Origin of the sequence: Streptomyces misionensis, assembly GCF_900104815.1 — a bacterium.
Classification (GTDB): Bacteria; Actinomycetota; Actinomycetes; order Streptomycetales; family Streptomycetaceae; genus Streptomyces; species Streptomyces misionensis.
On record NZ_FNTD01000004.1, the window covers coordinates 1,252,542 to 1,269,791 of the forward strand.

Consider the following 17,250-nt stretch of genomic DNA (forward strand, 5'->3'; position numbering starts at 1 on the left):
AGGAGGGACGGCGCCGATGACGGAGCCGAAGAAGGGCGCGCTCTCTGCAACAGAAAATGAGCAGCCGGACGAGCAGCTGAAGTTCCTCGGCCAGGCAGACCGGCGCATCGAGGTCGGTAACGCGATCACGACGCGCTCCATGAAACGCCGTATGCCACAGCTGATGCGGCGTGCCATGGCGCTCGGCTGGCAGGTGGACCGCCACTCCGTGATCGCGTTGCTTGTCTGTGAGGTTGCCTCCGGGGTGCTGGAGGCCTTCGGGCTGCTCGCCACCACTGGCGTGATCAAGCCCGTGATCACGTCCGGGCACCTGTCCGCAGATCAACTCCTGGCTGCCGCTCCCTCGCTGACGGTGGTCGTCGGAGCCATTGGACTTCGCGCACTGCTCGGCATCGCGAGCACGGCACTCTCGGCCCGGCTCGCTCCCCGGATCTCCCGAGAAGCCGAACTGAAGTTGCTGGACGCCGCGACGCATGCGGAGCTGTCCGCCTACGACAACCCGGGATACAACGATCGCTGGGATGCCGCTGACCGCGGCGTGGACGTCTCTCGCGAGCTGCTCACCCAGTGCCAGTACATCCTCGCAGCTGCCGCCTCGCTGATCGCGTCCTTCTGCGCGCTGACGGCTGTCCATCCGGTCTTGCTGCCGCTGCTCATCCTCGCGGCGCTCCCGAAGGGCCTGTCGAGCGTGAGGGCGGCACGGGTCACGTACATCGCCTCGCTGAACACCGCGAAGGACCGCCGGCTGCTCGGGATGTTGCGCTGGTACCTGGTCGACAAGCAGACCGCAGACCAGATCCGGTCCGGCACGATGGCCCGTTTCCTGATCGGCAGGTATCGCGCCACCGGACAAGAGATCGACAAGACCACCGACCAAGCCACGTTGCGCAGCGCCAAGATCTCGCTGCTCGGCGGGGCCGCCGGCGGCTTCGCCAGCGCGGTCGTCTGGGCCGCCCTCGGACTGCTCGTTGCCGCCGGCCATATCTCCGTCGCCGCCCTGGGTACCGCGTTCCTCGCTCTCAGCCGCGTCAGCAGCAGCCTCGACGGGATCATCGGCTACGGCGCCCAACTCTTCCGTACCGGCATGTATTTGGACGATTGGGCCGACTTCATCGACGAAGCCGGCGGTCACCGCATCAACCGTGGCACCGAGATCCCCACCGGGCCCACGGTCGTACGCGCTGACAACGTCACCTTCAGGTACCCGAACGCCGACCGGCCCGCCCTCGACGCCGTGTCCCTGGAAGTCCGGCGCGGCGAGGTCCTGGCGCTGGTGGGCGAGAACGGGTCGGGCAAGACCACCCTCAGCAAACTCCTGTCCGCGCTCTACCTTCCCGATCAGGGACTGATCGCCTGGGACGGCGTCGATACCAGGAACCTCGATGCGGAGGCCGCCTGGTCGCGGATCGCCGTGGTGCCGCAGAACTTCGCTTGCTGGCCCCTGTCAGCACGAGAAAACATCACCCTGGGCCAGCCCACGCCCAAGGGAGACGACACCGTCCTCGATGCCGCTCGGGCAGCAGGCGCCGACGAAGTCATCGATGATCTCCGCAGCGGCCTGAACACACTGCTCGCCAGGGAATGGTGGGGCGGTCAGGAACTGTCGGGCGGGCAATGGCAGCGCATCGCAATCGCCCGAGCCTTCCATCGCCCTGCCGGACTGCTCGTCCTGGATGAACCGACCGCTGCGCTGGACCCGAGAGCCGAACATCGCATCTTCTCTGGCCTACGCCGTCACGCCGCCGATCGTGCCGTCATCCTCGTCACGCATCGCCTTACCAATGTCGCAATTGCCGACCGCATCGTGGTCCTCAACAAGGGCCGGGTCGTCCAGCACGGCCCCTTCGCCGAGCTTCTGGCGAACCGCAGCGGCCTGTTCCGCGAGTTGTGGGACCTACAGAACGAGCGGTCCGGACATATCCCAGCCCCTGCGTCCGCCGAACACGACGTTGCACCCAATCAGCACGCCTTGTTCTGATCCCCGGGAAGAATGAGATGACACCGACCGCCATACCCGCCGAGGCCGCTGAATGGGCCAGAGGCCACGTAGGAAGGCAGGCCGCCTGGGCCTTGCCGGCCGACCTCAGCGGTGCTCGGACGTGGCGTATGTCCTCGCCTCAGGGGCTCATCGACCTCCGTATCACGCGCACCGATGACGACTTCCGCCGCGAGGTCTACGCTCACCGCCACGCTATCCGTCATCTCAGCCCCAGCCACGGTCCACGGTTACTCGCCAGCGAACCACGACTCAGGAGTTTGCTGACCGTGCAACCGAGGGGATGGCGCGTTGACACAGCAAATCTCCGCCTGTTGCCGCGAGTGCACGAGGACGCGGGTCACCTGCTGCGAGTGCTGCACGACAGTGCAACTCGCGCTGAGAAAGCGCGCAGCCAAGCGACGCGGACCACGGTGCTCTATGTGCAACGCATCCGCGCCCTCGTCCGCCAGGTCGGTGCAGCGGTGCCCAGGACACAGTCCGATGCCGTTGAGCGGTCTGCGGCCGTCGTGTTGGAACACGTGCGGGATCTACCGGCCGCTTTCTGCCATGGCACGTTTGGTCCCGCGGCTTGGGAATGGCAGAGCCAGGCTCAGGTCCTGTCTCTCGCGGGGTTCGGCCGGTCACAGATCATGGCTGCCGTCATCGACCTCGCGCGGCCGGCACTGCTGTGGGCAGAGCAGCCGAACCTGCGTGACTGGTTCTTCAAGGGCTACTGCCGCGCGCTCTCGGAATCCGAGCTACTCATTCTGGGGCACATGTCAGTGCTGGCTGCGGGCGAAGACCTGGTTCACGCGATCCATTTGCGCGACACCGAGTCGATCGCAGCAGCGGCTGCTTCCCTCCGCCAAGCCACCGACCAGGCCGAGACCGCACGGCAACACGTCGACGGGCCCCGCTGACGTCCAGGAATGCTGACCCGATCGCGAGTCGAACAACTTCCACACTGGAACACAGGAACGGAGAGTTCATCGTAAAGGACTTCTTCTCCACGGTTGTCCACCGGTGGCCTGAGGGCCGCCGCGACTACCACTGGCATCTGCTCGCCTCGCCCGAGTGGGTGGAGGAGACGCTGTTCGAGCCCTACCGGGAACTGACCCACCGACCGAGCCTTGCCCCGGTACGGCCGAGAAACTTCCACGTCACCGTCTTGCACGGGCCTCCGGTAAAGGAGATGTCTGATCAGGAGGTGGCCGACATGGTCGAGCAGGTGCGGGAAGGTTGCACCGGGATCGCCCCGGTGGACCTCACTCTCCAGAGGGCTTGTGTGGGAAGCGTCGCCATCGAGTGCGCGGGGCGCCCGGGAACTGCCTCTCGTCCACTGTGGCAACTGACTGCCGACGCCACCGTGGCGGCCACACTCGGCCAATACCAGCCCCTGCCCGCGGCCCATTACCCCCACGCGAGCATTGCCTACGGCGTGGATGATGTTGCTCGGCTCCCGATGAAAGTGTGGCTCAGCGACAACGGCCCCGGCCCCGTGACGCTGCGAGTGGACAAGATCAGCCTCGTTGCCCAGTGGCACAACAGGCGGGAGATCATGTTCGACCGGATCCTCGACGTACCTCTGGGTAGCGGCGAGTGACCGGCGCCGCGGCCCGCCGTGGTTCAGGCAAATCGCCTCAGTGGCCTACCTCCGGGGGCGAGGCGAGCGCCATGGGGTGGGTACGGACAGCGACCAAGTTGATCCATCAGGGGGCTTTCATCTCCCTGCACCGGGACTCAGTCCTCCGCCCGGACGGACGCGCCGACACTTACGATCACGTCAGCGTCGACGACGCTGTGCGGGTCGTCGCCCTCGACGACCGAGGGCACGTCGTTCTGGTCGAGGATGACTTCTACCTCCAGGGACGACGCGTCCTACACCTGCCCGGCGGCGGCTGCGGTGGACAGGCCCCTGCGGAAGCGGCCCTTCGGGAACTGGAGGAGGAGACTGGCTTCGTGGCCGACAATCTGCGCCCATTGGGCGCGATCGATCCCCTGCCGGCGGTCACCTCGGCACGCACGTTTCTTTTCATCGCGACCAGTCTGCGGCGTGGAGTAACGCGGCGGGACACCACGGAGCTCGGCATGACCCAGCATCTGCGCCCACTCCGGGATGCCGTCACAGCCGTACGGGACGGCGAGATCACCGATGCGGGAAGCGTGACCGCGCTCCTTCTGGCCGAACACGCTCACGCATAGAGTGCGGACATGGAAGAACGGCCGGAAGAGCGTCAGGCAGCGTGGGAGCTATACCTGGCGCTACTCGACCTAGCCGACAGTCAGTCCTTTGGACAGGTTCCCTCCACTGGGGACGGGACGCTCGGCGACCTGGATGACGCCCTCGCGCAGCTGAGAGCGCACCAGGATGTGTTGAGGCACCGGAATGCTGTCTTGGTTGAACTAGTACACGAGGCCATCCTTTGCTGGGATGACCGGCCAGCCGACCGTCTCGTGCAGTTGATGCCGCTGCTTGATGCTCTCGCTGCAATCGCCGGGGCAACCCTCCCGCTCCAGGTACCGCCTACCACGTAGCGGTACTTGCGACGTAGGCACGGCGGCTCTGCCGTACGGCAAGCGCGTCCAGCCACTGCGCCGCCCCAAGCGCCTGTACACCGACTGCGGCTACGACCACGAGTTCAACGGGACAAGGTCTGCCGGTTCCAGATCACCCCCACGTCGCCCGGCGCGGCACCGGGCACGGTCCCGGCCTGGGCGTGTACCGCTGGGCTACAGAAGGAGCGATCGCGCTGCTGCACCGGTTCGGCCGCCTGCGCAGCAGATCGTCATCGGGAGGACGGCAAGGTCCATGGCGCGACGGCCCGTCTCGATCAGGCGGTGGCGGACACGCCCGAGAATGAGACGACTGAATAGCGCACTAGGTGTGCCTGTCGCTGGACGGCCGTACGCGTGGCGGGGTGGTCTCGTCGGGTCGAGCGGTGACACACTCACTGCGGGGCTGGTTCGAAGGGGGCTTGGCATGGCGAGTGTAACCACGGCTGAGGCTGTTGTGGCAGTCAGCGGCGTGGAGACTGAGGTAGAAGAAGGTACGCAAGGCAAGGTACGGATCCGTGTGATCCGCCACGATCTGTCCGTTGTGCGGGAGGACGGGGATGGCCGGGCGCTTCATCTAGTGGCGCCGACGGGCATTCACCCAGCGAGCGAGAATGCCTCCGTCGTTGTCGCCGATGCTCGATCAGCCTCCATCCCTCACGTCGTCCTTGACAGGGCAGTGCAGTCGAATCCCGTGGCAGCAGTCGTGGGCGCGGTGACGAGCGATCGCGAGGCACTCGTGTGGGTCTGCGTCCAGCCGCCGGCAGTCCTGGAGCGGGTGGGCTACACGGTCCGGGTCCGCAGCACGGAGCCCGGGCAGCCCGAACTGTATCCATCTGTGGTCCACGGGTGGGCCCGCTGGTGGTGCGAACAGCACACCGACATTCCGCCCGGCTATCCCCGCCGTGCGCTTCTGCCCCTTCCACCTGAGCGGATCGACGTCACGATGGCAACCGACACTTACCGTCTCCGCGTCGCCCCGGCCGACCACTGGACGATGCGTGACCGAGAGGATCCGACGGAGGCGCTCTGAGAGCGTCGGCCTCGTGCCTATCTCGTTGAGGGAACGTTAGACGCTCGGACGTACGAATTCTGTGGGGATCACGACCCTCGACTGGGAGCCATACGTGATCTCGTAGGAAGTGGGCGCCGTCACGGCACGGGCGACATCGTCTCGTCCCCAGACCGCCTTGAGCACCCGGCCGCAGGCCCCGTCGTGCGCTCCGCCCGTGATCTTCACGGCGGACATCGGAGTGATACCTCCACAGTCGGCGAGGAGAGGCTTGTCGACGGTGCTGCTCAGGACGTCTACAGACCTGTGGAAGAAGCTCTGCGGGTGTGCGTCGATGTACTCGATGGGTTGGTGGCTCGCGGGGATCCAGCGCGGGTCCGTGTCCGGTCCCTGTGCGTTGGCCATCGCCCAGGCTCGCCGCTGCTGCATCGACACTGGGGCTGCACGGTCCTCGGCCCAGTGCCGCACGGTGCAGTACCAGTCGGTATCGGTTGGCGTGGGCTGCGGCGGGCAGTGATCGTTGAGGGTCTCGTGCAGGGCAGCAGGAACGTCGAGTTCGTATCGGATCTTCGCCAACGGCGGATCCCCGGTTACCGAAGCCGGGGATCCAGCCGCATCCTTGGAGATCCACCGCCACCCCTGACCGCCACGTCGAAAGGCGACCACCACGACGAAGAGCACAACTTCATCCGCACCTCGGGCCGTCCATTCCTGGGAGCACCGAACGCCCCCTACGCCGCGGCGTAGCTGAGGCGGAACAGGTCCTGGGCGCGCTCCAGGTCCCGCTCCGTACGCAGCCGCAGCTCCAGGTCACCCGTGCCGTGGTGACCGAGCCCCGTCACATCCCGGGTGAAGCCGGGAACCAGGTCGACCGTCTTCGGGTCGGCCTTCAGGTAGACGAGGAGCTTGGTCTGCTGCGGCGGGCAGACGCAGGCGAAGTTCCGCAGCCGCTGGTAGGCGCGGTACTGCTTGCGCTGGACACGGGTGACGCCGTCCCCCAGACCGAGCAGCACCTTGTCGACCGCATCGGCCAGCTGCGCCATCGCTCCGTCCTGGCTCCGAGTCGACGGCACCCCGGCCACGAGCCGGCGACCCCGTTTGGTCGCGGTCGAGTGCCCCGTGACGGAAGCCACGGTCTCAAGGCCGAAGAGGTCGTTGCCGAAGTATCGGTAGCGGACCAGGTCGATGGAGCGCCGGTGCTCGCGTACGGCGTGCGCGTCGTAGCGAGTGAAGTCGCCGGCAACACAGATCAGCCGGGGTGCGCTCCACAGGATCTGGGACGCGGCCGTGCCCCCGAGCCGGTCGCGGACCAGGTTCCGGAAGGCATCCTTGTGGGCCATGAGCCACGCCATGTAGTAGAGGCCCTGGTTGATCACACCTGCGTCGGTGCCGCGCTTGTACTCGACGATCACCGGCGCACCGTTCTCGTCGAGACCCAGCGAGTCGATCCGCCCGCCGTCGACGCAGTCGATGACGTACTCGCTCGCCAGGAACGTGACGCCCAGCATCTTGTCCATGTGCGCCTCGACGAGATCCTGCACATCCGCCTCGACGTCCGCGAGACGCGGCATCACCTCGGCAACGCCGCCTCCCGTGCTGAACAGCTTCAGACCGACCACTCCCCCACTCTCGATCACGATGCCAGAGGGGAACATCGCACCGTCCAGGGATATTTCCGCCACCACCGCCTTTTCGAGAAGGGATCAACGCGCAACACATGCACCGACAGGACAACCCGCCACAGGGCGCCCCTCATAGCCCCGCCCGCATCCGCGCCACCTGGGGCGGAACAGGCAGCGTAGAAGATGCCTCCAGGGCTTTCGGGGTCTCCCGGGCCAAGGGGTACGACCTGGTCCGCCGCGGCGAGTTCCCCTGCCGGGTACTACGCATCGGCCGCAGCACCCGCGTCGTCACCGCCTCCCTACTCCGCGTCCTCGACAGCGGCGAGCCCGAGTACAGCGGAACCCACAACACACACCAAGCGCCAGCGTGACCTCTGCACGCAGAAGCCCCGCCGGATGCTCCGGACGCTGTTGGTAAATCCGGGGCCTGCATGACGACGGCCTGTACGACCCGGTTGGGGTTGTGCAGGCCGTCGTCGTATTCAGGGGTGGGTTCGTGTCGTTGCGCGGGGTGAAGCTGGCGGAGATCCCGGAGAAGGCCGTGCGGGTTGACGCGTGCGGCGTTCCCGAAGAGCTGTCTGGTGACGCGGGTGCGGGATGTGCTCGGGCCAGTCCTCGCCGATGCCGACTTCACGCAACTGTTTGCGGTGCAGGGGGCGGCCGGTGGTGTCCCCTGCGCGCTGCTGGCGCTGGTGTCGGTGCTGCAGTTCGCGGAGGGTCTGACCCGACCGGCAGGCAGCGCACGCAGTCCGCTCGCGTCGGGACTGGAAGTACGCCCTGCCGCTGGAACTGGCAGACCACTTCACCGGCGCGGCCGTCAGCCTCGTCCGCATCGATGCCTGGCTCAGCGGCAAGCCCCTCGCTCGCACCCGCGTCTTACCTTCCGCTGCACTCCGCCCCGCCGGATGAGATCCAGCGGGGCGGTTTTACCGACAGCGTCCGCATACTCCGGCGGGGGCTTCTGCTTGTCCCGCAACCCCTATAGCGAGGACAACGCCAACCCGAGGAAACTCGGTCCGGTGGGCGCGCTGTAGTCAGACTTCGCCGCCCTCGTCCCACCCGCATTCAGCGCAACGGACTCCCGCGTACATGTCGTCTCGGGCGTGATCAACGGCGCTCCAGCCCTCCAACTTCGAACTTGGAGCTCCGCACTGGGGACAGCCAACGATGACGCCAAACCCGTGGAAGTACCTGTATTCGAGTCCGGACTCCTCAACCGTCCGCTGCATCGCCTTCAGGAGTTCTGCTTGGGAGCCCACACCTACGAGTTCCCGGGCAGCTCGATCCACATCACCGTCAACCAGGGAAACCCACATGATCGACTCAAGAAGCGGCGGAAGCGGGGTGTCGTCGAGGACAACCGGGATGACGCGGACAGAGTCATCCCGCAGTCGCCGTGTGAGGGCGGCCTCCCACTCTGTGTTCACCCAAAGGGACTTCGAAGAGTTGGCGGACCAGAAGACCATGACGGTGTCTACGAGCCCCAGCGCCTCGTTGACCTTGCCGGGGATCCGGTCCCCAGGTCGGATCTTCCATGAATCGAGCCAGACGTCCACGCCGAGCAGTCGCAAGCGGGCGGCAAGTGGGGTTACTTGGGGCTTGTCGCGGTGGTTGTGAGAGATGAAGGCGTGCATGAACACAGCCTCCCACCGGAGGCTCCCCCAGGTAGGGGAAATCGTCGAGCTGACGAGATCGCTCAAATGGCGCCGCCCAATGGTCAGGCGTTGACTGGGTCGGTCTCAGTCTTCGAGTTGGAGCTTGACGCCCCGCACGACGTGCTCCTCAACGGCTGCGCCACAGAAACAATGGTGGAGAGCGGCGAGCAGGCCCAGGCAAGGGTCAGCGAGGCATCCCGGGCCGTCACCCGGCTCGTACGGGCCTGACCACCAAAGCTTTCGGGCCCCGACGGATCGACCGCCGGGGCCCAGACTATTGCCGTAGCCACCGCTGCACGAGCTGTCGGAAGCGAGCGGCGAGTGGCCGGCGCCTACCCTCGGATTGCCCTTGGCCGAACTGGCCGGTGCCGACGCGTGCCGCTTCGATCTGTCTCGGCGTCCATCGTTCGGCCCACTGGGCGGTGTTACCGCGGATCCAGTAGTGCGATCGGCAAGGGTAGCTCCAGTTCCCGATGGAAGGGCTGAGGCTGATGGAAGCACCGTCGAACGTGAGGCTCCAGTCGGTCGGGCTGAGCGGGGTCACGACCTTGTTGCCGCACCCGCAGCAGCACAGGTGGACCACCGTTGTGAAGGGCAAGGACACGTAGAGGACGCCGGATTCCAGCTGTTCGGGGATGTAGTGGACGAACTCGTGGGTGAGCCGTACCGCTCTCACGGGGTGTCCTCGTTGGTCAGGACGTTGCCGTCGATCTGGTACACACTGTGGAACTCCTGCTCAAGGTCCAGGTAGAAACCGCACAGTTTCTTCCACTTGATCACGGCCAGCGTTGCGTTGAGCGCGTTGAGATCGGCGATCTGGATGTTGCGCTGGTAGTCGTTGGGGCCGGCACCGTCTGCCGCCGGGATGCGCTGGTGGTCGTGCACGTGCTTGCGCCTGGCCGGAGTGCTGGTGGTGGCCCTTACCAGGCCGGAAAGTTGTCCGTCTGTCTGGTACACGCCCATCCCCACGTCAATGAACGCCACCTGGTGCCGCTCGAGTTCCTCGACGATCCGTCGGCGCGCGGTATTGTCGTCCACTGACAAGAAGACGAAGTCCGCCGTACGAAGCTTCTCAGCGTTGGTCTCGTCCACATATACGGGGTGTGCGATGACGCCGGGGTGCATCCGGCCGTAGACGGCAGCGAAGTGCTCGGCCTTGTTCGGGGTCTCCTCAAGCTCTTCGCGTGAGACCGCGCCAGGCGAGCGGAAGGTGTTGTGCTGCAGAAACTTGTCACCGTCGTAGAGGTGGATCTCCGCCACGGGAGTCTTCGCGACAAGGTCGAGGATGTAGCTTCCGGTCCCTCCCAGCCCCACGATGACAACACGCAGGCCCTGAAGGCGGCGTGAGACAGTAGCGATGCCGGCCCTGCTGGAGGCAGTGTCTATGTATCGGAACACGGAATCCTCGGCAGTGTCGTCGAGGACGGGGAACGTCATCGCGGTGGCCTCAGGGTCCAACTGCTGAGCCTGGGAGGCCAAGATGGCGGCGTAGGTCGTCATCTTGGCGTAGTAGTCCGGGTAACCGGACGCCGGCTTGCTCGAGAAGGTGAAGTCGACCTCGACCCCCGGCGCCGGGATCTGCCGCCCGCGGCTGTTGATGAGGGCTTCGAGCGGCTGCCCCAGGTGGTTGCAGGGCTCGGCGCCGCTGAACATGACGACGTGCGTGCCCGGGACCACAGTCACGTCACCCGCCAGAGACAGCTCCGAGACGAGAACTCCGTAGCGGACCCGGCGCTGGGCATCCACGTAAGGCACGTGGTGCATCAGCAGGAGTCCGGACCGGACCTCGATCTCGTAACCCTCCTCCTGCAGGCGGCGCAGGTCCGGGCTACGACTTGTCAGTTGCGGTGACATTGAACACCGTCCTGTTCTTGATCTGCACGCTGGTGCCTGCGGTGAGCGTGCCCTCGGCAGGCTTCTGGTCGGCATGCCGGAAGCTGACCGTGATGAGGACGTAGGGGCCGGTGGGTACCGGGTCGAAGGCGAGAGAGACGACCTCCTCGAAGGAGAGCGTGGCCGTGGACACGGTCCGCTCCTGCCCGTTGACGATGATCTTGTAAGTGCGCGGGTGCCCCATCTCGCTCGGGGTGTCGGGGTGATTCACGGCCAGCTCCTTCCTCTTCGTTTTCATTGACGACAGTGAAAGCGTAGCACGGGAGGGGCTGAGGGTGTATGGCCTCACCCGCGCAGGTGACCTCGCGCCAGATCCCTTCGGCTGGCATGCTGTTCGGCCGTGCTACTGGAACTCGCCGGACGTCATCCGCTGTTGCGCGACAGCCTCGCCACTCACAGCACCGACGACGGCCGAATCGTCCTGGACGCCCGGCGCCTGCTGTTCGCCAGCCCGCTCGACCTGACAGCTGCGGCCGCCGCCGCGCACGCCCACGCAGCCGTGGATGCACACGCGACCCTGCTGCTCCCCGACTCCGAGGACGTCACCGCTTACGTGCAGCGGATGGACCTGCTCAAAGCCCTGCCGCCAGGCACGCATGTCGAGGGGAAGGTCCCCGAGGAGATTCGCAGCGACCGCTCGGCCACCCTGCTCGAAGTCGCGGCCCTGCGTCCCGATACCGCCGACGCCATCAGCGAAAGACTTGGACGAGTGGCCACCCAGCATCTCGGCCCACGCGACGGACGCCGTGTCTTCAAAGGCATCGGCGAGCTGATCGACAACGCCATCAGCCATGGAGCCAGCACCTGTGGTGCGTTCATCGCCGCGCAGGCTTACAGCGGCAAAACCACCGGCTATCGGCGCCTGGAGATAGCCGTGTGCGACACCGGCATCGGAGTCCTCACCCACCTGCGCCGCAACCCGGAACATGCTCATATCACGACCAGCGCCGAAGCCCTTGAACACGCTGTGCGACCCGGGGTCAGCGGCACCCACGACACACGCGGCAACGGCCTCCCCGACCTGCTGGCCGGCACGAGCGACACCGCCGCCACCCGTCTCGTCCTGCGCAGCGGCGACGGCCTGCTGCGCGCCGGTCGCCTTCGCCGCGCAGCGGTCACTCGCAGCATCTCCACACGCACCCCTGTGCAGGGAACATGGTCCTGGCTGAGAGTCTCGTATCGCCCTTGACGGACCTGTGCTTCAATGAATGAAATGAAACCGCAGAAACGCGAGACGCTGCTCACTTACCCCGTGAAAGAGCACGGCACGTTTCTCGCCACCAGGGTGAAGGGTGGCGCTGCTCGCCGAGCCTTGGAAGAGCAACTCACGGCCGCTGCTCGCGTCGCCCTGCTGACCATCGACTTCTGTGGCGTGGAAGCGATGACCAACAGCTTCGTGGACGAGTTCCTCGGCAAGTTCTATCTCCTGCTGGCTGCCGGAGACGTCAGCGCCGACGGCGTCCGGCTGATCGGCCTGGACGAGGAGACCCGCGAGGGAGTCACTGTCTGCCTGGAGCGCCGTAAACAGGTCGCTCTCGACGGCGACACCCACGAGCTGCTGGGTGACGCTTCGATACTCGCGGGCACTTATGCCGAAGCACGTCGGCTGGGTGACTTCCGGGCCGCCGAGCTGGCTGAGGCCCTCGGCATCTCGTTGCCGAATGCCAACAACCGACTCAAACGCCTGGTCGAGGCCGGTGCCTTGTACCGGGAGCGTTCTGCTGGACCCGAGCGGGGCGGGAAGGAGTTCACCTACCGTCTGCCCCCAGCCGGAGACGGGCGAGGGGACGCATAGCAAGCCGGGGAGTCTTTCCAGTGATTCCCTGCTGGTGTGGTCCGCCGCGTCGGACCGCCGTCACAGGCCCAGAGAGAACACGACCTGCGAAAGGAGCCCTCCGCTGCCCGGTCTGGCCGGGCAGCGGAGGGCTCGGTGATCTTGCGCGGGAGGTCGCCGAGGACGTCACGAGCCCCACCGGAGCGCTCCGGTGGGGATGCGCCTCGTGGCTCCGGGGCCAGAGGCCCCCAGCATGCTCCCCGGCGCGCCTCGCCCTATCACCGGCTGTCACGGGCGCTGTCACACGTCTGTCACCAACTATGCCGACTCCCCCGGGCCGCGATGCCTGACCTGCTCTTACGCACCAACCCTGGACTGACGTGGACGCCCATGGACGGTCTTTACAACCTGCACCTTGTAGTCGGCGATGGCGAGCACGGCCGCGGACTGCTCCTCGGGCTCGGGCTCGTGCAGCTCGATACGCACGCGGCGCCGGTCGCCCTAGGCGACGAGGAGCCGCTCGAAGGCGCTGTAGATGGTCTGGAGCATCTGACCCGACCGCTTCCCCGACTTCTTGTAGAAGGAGAGGTCTTCGCACAGGGAGTAAGCGAGGGCCCAGTCAGACTGCTGGTAGAAGTCGGCCTGGCCGGACTCCTTCAGGGAGTCCCACAGGCGCTTCGCGATGGGATGCCAATTGTGGTCAGCGTTCGGCACCTTCGCGGGTCGGGTAACGCCCCGCGTCACCGACTGCACATCTCCGCCCTTGCGCTTGCGCGGGCGGGCGAGGTCGGTCTCGCGGTTGGGTACAGGGCCGGGCGTTGATCATCCCCCCGTACCTCTCATGTTCCTCAAGCTGGTGTTATAGGACGGGTGTTGGGGGGATGATGTACTCAGTCGCACCAGCCGTCCACTAGCCGGGGCCTTGCCCGGTGGTGGGGCGTCACGAATCTCCGTGGCGTCCCTACACCGGACAAGACCAGCTACCTGGGAGTGGACATGAACAAGAAGGAGCAGTTCGAGAATGGCCAGCACAGCACAGACGGCGAGCCCGACATCTTGCAGGTGCGGCTCCGCCAAGAGACCGAAGAAGGAGGCAGAGGCGATGGGGCCGTAGCGAGCGAAGCCCAGCCACCCGCGAACCCACCCACGATTCACATCACCGTCGCGTACGGGGCAGAACCGCCCGGGGGCCGCTGGAAGAGGATGGTTGCCGGGGCCGCAGCCCTCGTAGCCTTCCTGTCAGCGTTCACGACGGTTGATAGGGGAATCCACGGGGACACGGCGATCTGGGTGAGCAGCGTTTTTCAGTGGATCTTGAACATTTGTGGTTGATCTTGCTCAGTTAATCGCCTCGGAGCTTCAGGCTCCGGGGCCTTTGTGTGCCCCCAACAGGCCGGGGTGCGTCTCAGTTCGCCGGAACCTGTTGCTGATGCGCGGCCGCTGGGCGGCCAGAGCGAGGGCTCCCTCGCGTGAGGACTCGGCCCGGTGATGAAACCCGCCGAGTGCTCGAAGGTTGGCCTCTTGATGGTCATCACCAGGCACGATGTGGTCCACGTCCGTGGCCGGTTCTTCGCAGCGCTGCCCGTACTGATCATGGGCCGTGCAGCGATGGCCGTCTCGGCGCAGGACGCGAAGTCGGATCTTCGGCCAGTCCGCCGGCAACCGTTCGCGTCGGTCTGAGGAAGCCCAGTTCGGCATCACACCCCCAGCGGCTGCACTGAGGATGAGGTGGACAACAGTGCGGTCGCGCAGTGGCAGTGTCGGTGCAGGGCGGGTGGCTGGCCGGTGCCGGCGGCCGGTGAGCTGATGGAAGCGCTCGATCCGGTCCAGCACGTTCTTGACCGTCCGGACCTGGGCCCCGGCCAGCGCTCGCACCTCAGGGTGGGCAGGCACAGCGGGTCGACCTTCTTGGACGGGTCGCCTTTGCGGAATAGCCCGGCCGAGGCGTCAACGGTGATCTAGGAGAACAGCACCGACAGGTGCGCCCAGTGATTGTCGACGGTGGCGGGTGCCATCGCCGTGGTGGTGCCATCGCGGAGCCGGTTGGCGTCGACGGCCAGGTGGTCGCGCTAGGGGGGAACCTCACGCGGGTGACGGCCAAGACTGCACGACGACGCCCCGCCAGAGCTAGCCGACGGGGTCCTCACGTGTCACAGCCCCTATGACCGGGGCGTGCGGGTGTGGTGCGGATCGCTGCCTAGCGGGTGGTGGAAGGGTGTGGAGTTCGAGACGTCCCAAGTCACGCTGGGCCCGCAGCAGCATCCGGGCAAAACACGGATAGGTCCCCGGTGCCGCAAATCCCCCTCCAGCCGCGGCCGATACCAGACGCGCAGGCGACGACTGGCCCGTACCGGTGGAGGCGGAGGCCCGTGGACCGCCGCCCCTCGGCGGTGCAGCGAGAAACCTGCGGTCCTTCTCGGGCTCGGAATCCCGCCGCGCCGCACACGTCAACTCACCGGAGCCCGCCAAGGGATTTCCGGGAGGCAATGCACACCACACCTGACGCATTGTCCGACGCGGCGGATAATCTCATCGGGCGCGGCGTCGCTGCACCGTCGGGACATGTGTGACTGCGCGGGCGCCAGGGGTACTCCGGGGCGCGGTGTCCGCGCCGGGTGTGTGATTCCTTGGGTGGATGGGTGCTGACTGTTTTCGGAGGAGCTGCTGGTGGCGCAGATCGACTTCCGTCTCGTTCAGACCGCGGTTATGGGAGGCCGGGATTCGGACCAGCCGGTCATCCTGCCTGAGGAGCCGCACAATCTGGATGAGTTCCGCCGCCAGTTCGGCAAGGACGACTTCTGGTGCGGGACACTGCTCGGTGGCTGCGGCGAGCGGCTGATGACCAAGCGCTACGAAACGAAGGTCTGTCACTTCTCCCATTTCCCGGACCGCGACGGAAGCCGGGCGGCTTGTCATCGCACGGCCAACGGCGTCGACAGCGCCGATCACCTGTTCATCAAGGCGCACGTGACGCAGTGGCTGGCGGGCCAGGGGCACGCGGCGCAGGCCGAGTTGTGCAGCCTCGGGCACGGCCCCGGGGATGCCGTGGACTTCGTGCTGCGTGCCACGAATCAGCGCCTGCGCTTCGAGCTGCGGCCCAGCGACTACCGCAGCTGGCGTGGAACGGCGGACAGCCTGGCCGCCAAGGAGGGGCACGTAGAGTGGGTCTTCGGGCTGGAGAGCGCCATCACCCGGGATATGACGGCCCGCTACGGCTATGCCCTGCGGGTGCGGTGCGAAACCGACGGCAACAGCCGCCGCGTGGTGATCGGCACCGTCACCGAGAACCGCCCGGTCGCCTGGTCCTCGCTCGAGCAGTGCCGGATGACCGGCGACGGCCTCATCACCCTCGACCTCGAGGAACTGCGCGGCCGCGGGCTGATCCGCGAGGGCGCCGCACGCCACGACGCCGTGGCCGGCAGCCTGCCGCTGCGCGGCGCCGAGATCGTCTTCGCGATCGACGGGGAGGCCCGGCCGGACACCGACTCGCCCCTCGTGGAGGGCGGCCGGTACCTGATCTCCGGCTTCATCAAACCGGCCGGACACCGGATCCTCAGGGCCCAGCTCTCCTTGCCCCACGACACACCCCGCCCCACCGAGCAGTACGTGTACCAGCTGGCGGGCGCGGTGCGCCTGCTGGTCACCGAAGCCGACCGGCCGGGTGAGAGCACCCGCTGGGCGGTGCGCGCGGACAGCCTCATCCAGCTCAAGGGCCTGGATGCGGAACGTACCGGCCTGTGGCGTCCCCCCGTCGCCCTGGACGAGCCCCTGCCCGCACCGAAGCCCGCCACTCGGCCCGCCCCGGCCCCCACCACTATTCCGCCGCAGTCCCAGGCCAGCCGCACCGCGACTGTGCTGCGACAGGCCCTCGAAGACGTGGCGCGGGAGGGGGCCACCACCACGTGGAAACAGCTGGCCGAGCGGGTCGGCCTGGATCTCGCGCACCTGCCCGATCCCAAGCGCCGGGACCTCCTCGTGGAGGTCGACAAGCCGCGAGATCGGAACCGGTCGCTGTTGTGCGTCCTGGTCCGCGCGCCCTCCGGCCGTCCGCTGTCCTATCTCGCCACCGTGCTGCGCCTGCTTCAAGTCTCGGCCCCGGCCTCGGAGTCCGCGCTGTACCGGTGGAGCGACGAGCAGATCCGTGCTGCGCATACGGCGTACGGCAACCGCACTCCTCCCGTACAGGCATCGGCTGCCATTGCGGAGGCGGCCCGCCCCGCGGAAGTGCGGGCCGTGCAGGAACAACTGACCCTTCTCAAGGCGCAGTTGGCCGTGGGTCGTGCCACGTTGCCCCGCGCCACCGGCCGTCGCGCCGCCCGCCTGGCCACCACGGTCAAAGACTGCGAGCAGCACCAGCGGCTCTACGAGAGTGTCCAGCAACGCAGGCAGGAGCTGCGCCTGTGGCAACGCGAGAGCGAACGGCTCCTGGACGACCTCGATCGCCTCATCGGCCACCCTCTGCCGGCGTCTGCGACCGCGAAGAACAGCACGCCCGCCGTCCCGCCCGCCGCGAAGAGCCCGTCCCGCCGGGACAGGACCAGCACACATTCCAGGCGCAGACGGCAGCAGACATCGCCCGTCTGTCGCAGCTGTTCAAGCAGGCCCGCGACACCGACGACCTGAACGAGGCCAGACGGATCCGTCAGGAAGTCTCACGGATCGCCACGGGTCGCCTGTCCGGTGAGCCACGGCAGAACCTGCTGCTGCTCCGCACCGACCTGCAGACCTGGATCAGCAGCCATGAAGCAGCAGCCGCCCACGCG

General features: G+C 66.8%; 18 protein-coding genes and 2 pseudogenes. 13 read left to right on the forward strand and 7 right to left on the reverse strand.

Annotation, left to right across the window (positions count from 1 at the left end; all coding sequences use genetic code 11):
* Window positions 1-16 precede the first annotated feature (16 nt).
* From BLW85_RS07140 to BLW85_RS07165, 5 genes are all read left to right on the forward strand, one after another.
* Entirely contained in the window at window positions 17-1,978 is a 1,962-nt protein-coding gene (locus BLW85_RS07140; protein WP_074991551.1) for an ABC transporter ATP-binding protein, read from the forward strand.
* A 371-nt stretch (window positions 1,979-2,349) separates the two neighbouring features.
* Window positions 2,350-2,898 carry a hypothetical protein gene (locus BLW85_RS38330; RefSeq protein WP_074991554.1) on the forward strand — a complete coding sequence of 183 codons (549 nt, stop codon included), beginning with the start codon at window positions 2,350-2,352 and terminating at the stop codon, window positions 2,896-2,898.
* A 272-nt stretch (window positions 2,899-3,170) separates the two neighbouring features.
* A complete protein-coding gene (locus BLW85_RS07150) occupies window positions 3,171-3,581 on the forward strand; it encodes a 2'-5' RNA ligase family protein (RefSeq protein ID WP_079172283.1) in 411 nt (136 codons plus the stop codon).
* Between the two features lie 98 nt (window positions 3,582-3,679).
* On the forward strand, window positions 3,680-4,180 hold the full coding sequence (locus BLW85_RS07155) for an NUDIX domain-containing protein (protein ID WP_167381384.1): 501 nt from the start codon (window positions 3,680-3,682) through the stop codon (window positions 4,178-4,180).
* 778 nt (window positions 4,181-4,958) lie between these two features.
* On the forward strand, window positions 4,959-5,564 hold the full coding sequence (locus BLW85_RS07165) for a hypothetical protein (RefSeq protein ID WP_143060424.1): 606 nt from the start codon (window positions 4,959-4,961) through the stop codon (window positions 5,562-5,564).
* A gap of 36 nt (window positions 5,565-5,600) precedes the next feature.
* On the opposite strand, the gene BLW85_RS07170 is transcribed toward BLW85_RS07165, so the two are convergent.
* Window positions 5,601-6,224: a hypothetical protein gene (locus BLW85_RS07170; RefSeq protein ID WP_074991568.1), complete on the reverse strand. Its 624-nt coding sequence runs from the start codon at window positions 6,222-6,224 to the stop codon at window positions 5,601-5,603.
* Window positions 6,225-6,274: 50 nt separating this feature from the next.
* The gene (locus BLW85_RS07175) at window positions 6,275-7,162 is read right to left on the reverse strand and encodes a DUF5655 domain-containing protein (protein ID WP_074991572.1); all 888 of its coding nucleotides are present in this window, start codon (window positions 7,160-7,162) and stop codon (window positions 6,275-6,277) included.
* 98 nt (window positions 7,163-7,260) lie between these two features.
* Between BLW85_RS07175 and BLW85_RS07180 the strand changes: the two genes are divergently transcribed.
* Together BLW85_RS07180 and BLW85_RS40050 are read left to right on the forward strand one after the other, a co-directional pair.
* Entirely contained in the window at window positions 7,261-7,536 is a 276-nt protein-coding gene (locus BLW85_RS07180; protein WP_079172284.1) for a helix-turn-helix domain-containing protein, read from the forward strand.
* 125 nt (window positions 7,537-7,661) lie between these two features.
* Window positions 7,662-7,963 (forward strand): annotated as a pseudogene (locus tag BLW85_RS40050) (transposase); the annotation flags it as partial.
* 236 nt (window positions 7,964-8,199) lie between these two features.
* Here the strand turns inward: BLW85_RS40050 and BLW85_RS07190 are convergent.
* Complete coding sequence (locus BLW85_RS07190; protein ID WP_143060425.1) at window positions 8,200-8,799, reverse strand: toll/interleukin-1 receptor domain-containing protein; 600 nt, start codon at window positions 8,797-8,799, stop codon at window positions 8,200-8,202.
* A gap of 117 nt (window positions 8,800-8,916) precedes the next feature.
* Between BLW85_RS07190 and BLW85_RS40570 the strand changes: the two genes are divergently transcribed.
* A complete protein-coding gene (locus BLW85_RS40570; RefSeq protein ID WP_279628578.1) occupies window positions 8,917-9,048 on the forward strand; it encodes a hypothetical protein in 132 nt (43 codons plus the stop codon).
* Window positions 9,049-9,094: 46 nt separating this feature from the next.
* Here BLW85_RS40570 and BLW85_RS40055 read toward each other — a convergent pair whose 3' ends face one another.
* The 3 genes from BLW85_RS40055 to BLW85_RS07210 are packed head-to-tail and all read right to left on the reverse strand — an operon-like array spanning window position 9,095 to window position 10,924.
* Window positions 9,095-9,496 (reverse strand): ubiquitination-like system serine protease family protein, encoded by a 402-nt coding sequence (locus BLW85_RS40055; protein WP_074991579.1) that lies wholly within the window; start codon window positions 9,494-9,496, stop codon window positions 9,095-9,097.
* Window positions 9,493-10,674, reverse strand: coding sequence for a ThiF family adenylyltransferase (locus BLW85_RS07205; protein ID WP_074991582.1), 1,182 nt, complete (start codon window positions 10,672-10,674; stop codon window positions 9,493-9,495). The genes BLW85_RS40055 and BLW85_RS07205 overlap by 4 nt, the downstream gene beginning before the upstream one ends.
* On the reverse strand, window positions 10,649-10,924 hold the full coding sequence (locus BLW85_RS07210) for a multiubiquitin domain-containing protein (RefSeq protein ID WP_208624821.1): 276 nt from the start codon (window positions 10,922-10,924) through the stop codon (window positions 10,649-10,651). Before BLW85_RS07210 ends, BLW85_RS07205 begins: the two co-directional genes overlap by 26 nt.
* A 129-nt stretch (window positions 10,925-11,053) precedes the next feature.
* Here BLW85_RS07210 and BLW85_RS38800 point away from each other — a divergent pair, with 129 nt between their 5' ends.
* Both BLW85_RS38800 and BLW85_RS07220 read left to right on the forward strand, forming a co-directional pair.
* Window positions 11,054-11,902, forward strand: a complete 849-nt coding sequence (locus tag BLW85_RS38800) for a hypothetical protein (RefSeq protein WP_143060426.1) — start codon at window positions 11,054-11,056, stop codon at window positions 11,900-11,902.
* 24 nt (window positions 11,903-11,926) lie between these two features.
* Window positions 11,927-12,508 carry a MarR family transcriptional regulator gene (locus BLW85_RS07220; RefSeq protein WP_074991588.1) on the forward strand — a complete coding sequence of 194 codons (582 nt, stop codon included), beginning with the start codon at window positions 11,927-11,929 and terminating at the stop codon, window positions 12,506-12,508.
* 480 nt (window positions 12,509-12,988) lie between these two features.
* Here the strand turns inward: BLW85_RS07220 and BLW85_RS40060 are convergent.
* Window positions 12,989-13,294: pseudogene (locus BLW85_RS40060) on the reverse strand (phage terminase small subunit); the annotation flags it as partial.
* A 189-nt stretch (window positions 13,295-13,483) separates the two neighbouring features.
* Here BLW85_RS40060 and BLW85_RS07230 point away from each other — a divergent pair.
* The 3 genes from BLW85_RS07230 to BLW85_RS07245 all read left to right on the forward strand — a co-directional run bounded on the left by BLW85_RS07230 (window position 13,484) and on the right by BLW85_RS07245 (window position 17,110).
* A complete protein-coding gene (locus BLW85_RS07230) occupies window positions 13,484-13,819 on the forward strand; it encodes a hypothetical protein (RefSeq protein WP_074991590.1) in 336 nt (111 codons plus the stop codon).
* A 156-nt stretch (window positions 13,820-13,975) separates the two neighbouring features.
* Window positions 13,976-14,167 (forward strand): hypothetical protein, encoded by a 192-nt coding sequence (locus BLW85_RS39295; RefSeq protein WP_167381385.1) that lies wholly within the window; start codon window positions 13,976-13,978, stop codon window positions 14,165-14,167.
* Between the two features lie 987 nt (window positions 14,168-15,154).
* On the forward strand, window positions 15,155-17,110 hold the full coding sequence (locus tag BLW85_RS07245) for a competence protein CoiA family protein (protein WP_074991593.1): 1,956 nt from the start codon (window positions 15,155-15,157) through the stop codon (window positions 17,108-17,110).
* Window positions 17,111-17,250: the final 140 nt, after the last annotated feature.

Bases quoted from the DNA above. Each gene is read 5' to 3' on its own strand.
- BLW85_RS07140 (WP_074991551.1), top strand. From the start codon at position 17: ATGACGGAGCCGAAGAAGGGCGCGCTCTCTGCAACAGAAAATGAGCAG.
- BLW85_RS07165 (WP_143060424.1), top strand. From the start codon at position 4,959: ATGGCGAGTGTAACCACGGCTGAGGCTGTTGTGGCAGTCAGCGGCGTG.
- BLW85_RS07150 (WP_079172283.1), top strand. From the start codon at position 3,171: ATGTCTGATCAGGAGGTGGCCGACATGGTCGAGCAGGTGCGGGAAGGT.
- BLW85_RS07220 (WP_074991588.1), top strand. From the start codon at position 11,927: ATGAAACCGCAGAAACGCGAGACGCTGCTCACTTACCCCGTGAAAGAG.
- BLW85_RS39295 (WP_167381385.1), top strand. From the start codon at position 13,976: ATGAAACCCGCCGAGTGCTCGAAGGTTGGCCTCTTGATGGTCATCACC.
- BLW85_RS07205 (WP_074991582.1), bottom strand. From the start codon at position 10,674: ATGTCACCGCAACTGACAAGTCGTAGCCCGGACCTGCGCCGCCTGCAG.
- BLW85_RS07190 (WP_143060425.1), bottom strand. From the start codon at position 8,799: ATGCACGCCTTCATCTCTCACAACCACCGCGACAAGCCCCAAGTAACC.
- BLW85_RS07180 (WP_079172284.1), top strand. From the start codon at position 7,261: ATGCACCGACAGGACAACCCGCCACAGGGCGCCCCTCATAGCCCCGCC.
- BLW85_RS07230 (WP_074991590.1), top strand. From the start codon at position 13,484: ATGAACAAGAAGGAGCAGTTCGAGAATGGCCAGCACAGCACAGACGGC.